The sequence below is a fragment of the Dapis hubbardiae BLCC-M172 genome (assembly GCF_050016015.1).
Classification (GTDB): Bacteria; Cyanobacteriota; Cyanobacteriia; order Cyanobacteriales; family Microcoleaceae; genus Trichodesmium.
Map to the genome: position 1 here is coordinate 1 of NZ_JBNHEQ010000084.1, position 6,176 is coordinate 6,176.

Consider the following 6,176-nt stretch of genomic DNA (forward strand, 5'->3'; position numbering starts at 1 on the left):
ACTTACTCAAGTTTTCCCTTCTTTATGTACTACATTTTGTCGTGCGGAATGTGGGCTAGAAGTCTATTGTTCAAAACAATCATTTACCCTAGAAACCGGGTTTCGCGTGCGTAAGTCCTCAATTAATCATTAATCTATTTTTGATTAGATTCAACTTCTTCAGACAACAGCACCTTCGCCCGAACATACCGTAAACCACTTACTCCCTGTAAAGGCTCAATCAAACCAGTCTCCAATTTATCCTCCACCCAACCTTCACGAACCAAATAACGAAAATACTGTTCATATTCCTCCCACTCCTCATCTGTAGAATAAACAACCGTCAACATCCCAGGTTGAGTAATGCGCTCTTTTGTGTCCTTGTCTACGCCCTTGTCAATACGCTTTTTAACAATTTCATAACGAATATCGTGACTACCTTTAACATCAAATAATCTTTCCGTACTTTCATTATGATAAATATCAATGGTAGAATTCTGGACTAATATCAGATGCACAACTCCTAATATAGGCTCCTCAGATTCAGCCTTTAAACGTATAGCAGTTCTGGCACAATCACAAATTGCCCGTAATTGATCGTAACGTAAACTGCTAAGATGAAATTGATTAAATTCAGAGTTAATAGACTTACCCACATACATCATGTGATCTATGCCATCAGTAGCCTCAAAATCACAATGGTGAGGGATAATTTGCTGCATCTGTCTTTGCCACTTTTCCCAAGTATTTTGGAGATGGTAGTTAATTTTGTGCAACATCTGGTCATAGCGTTCTCGTTCTTGATATACGCTATGATGGTTATTATCACAAGCAGCACGGTACGCTTCAACAGCAGCTTTAATAGTATCTCCACATTTTACAAAATAGTCAAAGTATACCTCTACACGGCAACGCAGGTATTCTAAAGCTGTGATTTCAGTATCCACTGAAACTCTTTCTTCTAGGGACTTAATATATTCCAACATATCTTGTCGTAGTTGGTTACACAAAGCACTATCTTGCTTTTGGCAAACAGCTTCTACAATAGCTAAACCTAAGCGAAATTGAGCAAGAATATCACTTTGAATTGCACGGTTACGTTCTGTAGAAGAGCCACGAATATCACAGATACCATACAGGGGATAGACATCCTCAAAAACAATTGTTTCTGGAGGTAGTCCCCAACGTCGTCGTTCAGCTTCTTGCAAAAATCGCCATTCGACTGCAGGATGAATATTACGAATATTAGTAAACCGTTGTTGAATTGTTTGACGAACCGCAGCGATAAAAGCTGGAATCAAGTCTTCGGCATTTTTGTAATCAGAGAAATTAAAGTTCCTCGGATGATTGCTCATTAATCCTACTATTCCCAATATTTCTGCTAGACCTACCTCTTCTTGTGGAGCAGCAGGTTTAATCACTATGGGAATTATAAGTAAGGAGCGAAATCCTTTTTGAGATAAATTTTGTTCATACTCAGTTGGACAATTTGATTCAAGTTCGGGAATATTTTGAATTTGATTTTTTGTTGCAGTTTTGAGGATTGGAGAATTCTCTAAGCTCAGTGTAGAATATACCTTGGGATATGGTGCTCTTGTTAAAAACTCACTGCCAATAAATAACTTGAATTGTTTTTCTCCTTCATTTCGCAGTAACATCATATCATCTGCTCGGAATAGCGATCGCATTAATTTTTCTATTGGCTGAAATTTCTCTTTCTCCACTAATGATTCTGGTTCAACTAAAAGTTGGATTAGTTTTCGTTTTTTTTCTTTAACAGTGACATCTAACCCTTCGAGTAAAAGTAAGCCTTCTATTTGGTAATTTTCCAATTTTAAATTTTGGGCTAACATTTCTATATTTTCTGGTTGTATCAACCAAGCTGCTTGTTCAGAATTTGACATTGACTGGAGATTAAAATCTACAAATTCATCTATTTTTTTGTCAACTCTCGTAACTTTTAGCTGGTCAGAACAAAACCAGAATTCTATATGGCAGACTTCTGAATTTTTTGTGGAATTAACTGTTGATATAACCGAATAATTTTGAAATTGTAGATTTGCTGTGTCTATCTGATAAAGTTGTTTTAGTACCCAGTGCAAAATTTGTAGGCGGTAAAGTTTTTCTAGCCTCGTGTTATCCCAATCACTGAATAACTCGTTAAGCTTAATTTTTGGTTGTGCTTCTACTTCATCAATGCGATCTATACCCATGAGTTGGCAAAAGGGATAACTAGCATATTGGAAGCTCAAACTACCTGGTTCTATAATTGCTGTTAATCTTCTGCTGTGCAATGGTAAATTTTCCAGTCGCTCTGTTATTTGCCTCCAAATTTTTAGTTGCTCAATTTGATTATGATGCTTCGGTAGTTGTAATGCTAAAGCTTGCAATAGTTGTTCTATCTGTAGATAGTCAGTATTTTGATTGTTTTCAGTTAGAGAAGTTTGCTCCGGTAAAGCTTTTGTCTCATATTTATAATGTTTATCTGTGCTTTTTTGTTTAGAACTCTGCATACCTTTTGCACCTGATATTTGTTTGAATATGTATTTTTTTATTTTAGTAGACCAACACATCTAAAAATGTTGCAATAGTAGGGTGGGTTATCCTTGAAATTAATAATATCAACATTCTGTAGGAACGGGTTCAGTATTCAATTAATGCATTAATAACATTTATTTAATGAGATAAACCAGCGCCATCACGTCATCGCCCCATCGCCCCATCGCCCCATCGCCCCATCGCCCCATCGCCCCATTGTCCCATTATCCCATCACGCCATCGCCCCATTGTCTTATTACCCCATCGCCCTATTGCCCCATCCTATCATCTCCCCCTATAATAATCTAATGCTTTAATTAAATTAGCTTTGTTAGTCCAATCATTGAGCTATACTACTTTCAGAGAGTTGTAGAGTTTTTGATTACTGGCCATAAATTAAAATAAATATTCTTTGGACAAATAAAATCATGTCCGGTTGAATAGTTATAAATAATGAGTCAAAAGTCAGTAGTCAAAACTCAAGAATCAAAAGTCAGGAGTCAGAAGGTTGATCGACTATTCTTGATTTACTAATAAACATTGACATAAGTTTATATATATTGATCTAGTTATACTGGTATAGTTGCATAGATTATGCTAAAGTTTGACAAACAGAGCAGTTTGTGGTGTAAAACCAGCCCACTATGTAACCGCTATCCTGATAAGTTACCGAAGCGCATGGTCAAGTAATTGAAACTTCTGCGAACGCCGATAACCAAGGCGACGTAAGTGTTTAAAGGCGTCTACAAGTTTTCTTGTAGACATTGGGAGATACCCCTTCAGCAGGTTAATCTTGCTGTGCATTGTTAACAATTGTTCGCACTCATAGTATCGGGTATAAAAACAAGAAAATATACAAAAAATAATGCCACTAAAATTGAATAGTGGCATCATACAATAAATTATAGAATTTCTCCTGAAAATTACCACAGCCCTCTGACAGGTGGTGGTGCAGGAGGTCGTGTGATAGGAGGTGGTGGTTGAAGTGGTGGAAACTCTAAAGATGGAGGACCCTGGAAGTTATATTGTGGTAATCGAACTTCTACCCGTTCGTAATTATAATCTGGGATAACTTTAAAGAAATCAATACAACCACAAGGCTTTTCTGGATCGTCATCTTCTTTACCCACAATAGCATAGACCCGCATTCCAGGTACTAGACCCGCTATTTCCATAGTATGCCGAGGGGAAAAATATAGAGTTCGTAGTTGACCACGTTCCTCTTCAGGAATTGTTACATAGGTTGGTTCACCATCATTAGCTCCAATTCCAGGAATGCCTAGTTCGTCTTCTTCATCTATGAGAATTGTGACTACATTACCGATAATACCCTTAACATAGCCTACAACCTCAATCTGATTTGCTGACCCAGAACGAGTTCTTTCCCGTTGGGCAACTTTTTCATTTTCAGGAGCAGCGATCGCCGGATAAATTGCTCCGAATGTAATAAACATTGACAAGCAACCACTTGTCAAAATAGTATGTCTTAAAAGACCCATGACTACCTCACAACACCAAATTTTGTCCTGGCCATAAACTGTTTTTCTCAATCTGAGTTGAAAAAGCAGGTCTAGCTGGACAGTGGTTAGTTTATTGGCTCTTTGATCAAACCTTGCCTTAAAGGGCGGGATTTTAATTAAAAGCCTCAGCCAAGAATTTACCACCAAGACCTATTTTTGGCAAGGTATTTCAGTTATCAGTTATCAGTTATCAGTTATCAGTCAGTAAAATTTATAGTCCAGTAGGGTGCGTTAGACGGCTAAAAGACGAGACTATGAAAAGGATTTAACAATCCGTCGTAACGCACCATTTTAGATATGTCAATCAACTAGGGGCGCTTTAGCGCAACTACAAACAAATAATTTTTTATAACTAATTATCTGAAAATCATATAACTATTGATTAGTTGTTTCTTCTGCCTTAACTTTTTTTTCTCCTGACATATATTCTTTTTCAATGTTAATAGCTTCTATCCCCTCTTCAACCATTAACTTAAACATTGAGCCTAATTGTACCCAAATCAATAAAGCTGTTGGAAAGACTACTATTGCACCTATAACAATAGATAACCATTCCACAATATTAAAAGTAGAAAGACTAGATGCGACACATAAAAATACAAATAAAGTCGTGCCTAAATAAGCAGTTATTATGTTAGGTGTTTGATAATCTATTTTTGCTTGAGAGTTTTTGCTTCTAGACCAAGACCAGATAGTTAGTTTATACTCCAACATATCTTTAAAAATGACTCCCAAGAGAATAGAGAAAAGTAATGTCAATTCAATTACTGTATAAACAGGAAAATTAAAAAAAGTGTTAGTATACATTTTTTTCGATCCACAAATATTAACAATTGTGAATCATATCATATTTTTTGAGTTGCGATGGGACAATGCTATAGATGAAGTCAGAAATCAGAAGTTAAATTCGCAGCACGCACTAAATTTTTGTGTTTAGCAAGAATGTCCGCGCTAGTAATGGTAACTGCTATTAATTCGGCGTTGTTAAATAAAAGTATGATTTTAGAGGAGTCAGGAGGTATAAACATAACGCCGACAGAGACAAAGGTTTCTGTGGGCAAATTCTTCTACTTGTTAGAGTGAAGGAAAAAATTTTCCTTCACCTCTCCTTTTTTGATTTTGCAGACTTTTTAGGCTTTTGCCTTTCTAGTATTTCTTCTTCCACCTAGCATTAAACTGCTAAGTGTGATCAAACCAATAGTTAGGGCTGGTTCGGGGGTTTGGACGTTGGTCGAGGTGACGTCTTCAGCGCTGCCTACCTTATTCAATTTCGTCAACTGCGAGATGTAATCAGTGTCTATAGGAAACAATTCAGAATTCACTACTTTTTGGTCGTCCAAATAGCTGAACTCAAATACTGAGACATCATCTTCTATTATTCTTAATTCTTTTATTATACCTGCACCTGCAATCTGACTCCAATTTGGTCCAAGTCCACATGAGAAACAGTCGAATTCAAATTCCAGTGTAGATTGTGGTGCAAAAGATTGCAATTGTCCGCCTGAAGAATCAGATATGGTGGCATTCCAGTCTGTTAACTCATTGTTCTGAACCGACATATCCCCGAAGGAGCTCTTTTCTGCTTCCCAGTTAAATACGATTTGGTAGCTATTTGTAAGGTTGATGGTAGAGGCAAATTTAACTGCAGTAGCTGGATATTGGAGTAGGGAAAAGGTAGCTCCAACAATAGTAGCTTGCAGGAATGTCCTGAAGTTTGAAGTATTCATTTTTAAATGGTATTTTCTTATGATTTGAAAAAAATGTATCCAATAAAGGAAAGGGAAATGATTGCACTCGAACCTGAATGCAATGATTTAATCCTAACATACTTCCCTCCCTGCAGCGTCAAGAAGATTTGATGAAGTCAAATCTTCATACTATTAACAATCATAATGACATTGATGACAATCATTTATGAACAAGCGCGAAGTAGAACAAATGGTGTAGGGGTTGGTTCCGCGTAGGGTGTTAATGGGAATTCGATAATGAAATGAACCCGCCCCCTGCCGATATTATCCACCGGGTCTTGGGCGGGGCGGGTTTTGATGAATTATTGTTCATGTACCAAAATTTCTGATTAAACCCGCCCCTACAAATCGCACTGATAACTGATAACTGATAACTGAAAAAACCCGCCCC

4 protein-coding genes are annotated in these 6,176 nt (G+C 37.1%); all 4 read right to left on the reverse strand.

Annotated features, from left to right (window positions below; genetic code table 11):
- Positions 1–134: 134 nt before the first annotated feature.
- The 4 genes from ACP6PK_RS08280 to ACP6PK_RS08295 all read right to left on the reverse strand — a co-directional run bounded on the left by ACP6PK_RS08280 (position 135) and on the right by ACP6PK_RS08295 (position 5,764).
- Positions 135–2,492: a histidine kinase gene (locus ACP6PK_RS08280; RefSeq protein WP_094673795.1), complete on the reverse strand. Its 2,358-nt coding sequence runs from the start codon at positions 2,490–2,492 to the stop codon at positions 135–137.
- 948 nt (positions 2,493–3,440) lie between these two features.
- The gene (locus tag ACP6PK_RS08285; RefSeq protein ID WP_426559203.1) at positions 3,441–4,016 is read right to left on the reverse strand and encodes a hypothetical protein; all 576 of its coding nucleotides are present in this window, start codon (positions 4,014–4,016) and stop codon (positions 3,441–3,443) included.
- A 396-nt stretch (positions 4,017–4,412) separates the two neighbouring features.
- On the reverse strand, positions 4,413–4,844 hold the full coding sequence (locus ACP6PK_RS08290) for a hypothetical protein (protein ID WP_094673793.1): 432 nt from the start codon (positions 4,842–4,844) through the stop codon (positions 4,413–4,415).
- Between the two features lie 323 nt (positions 4,845–5,167).
- A complete protein-coding gene (locus ACP6PK_RS08295) occupies positions 5,168–5,764 on the reverse strand; it encodes a hypothetical protein (protein WP_094673792.1) in 597 nt (198 codons plus the stop codon).
- Positions 5,765–6,176 lie beyond the last annotated feature (412 nt).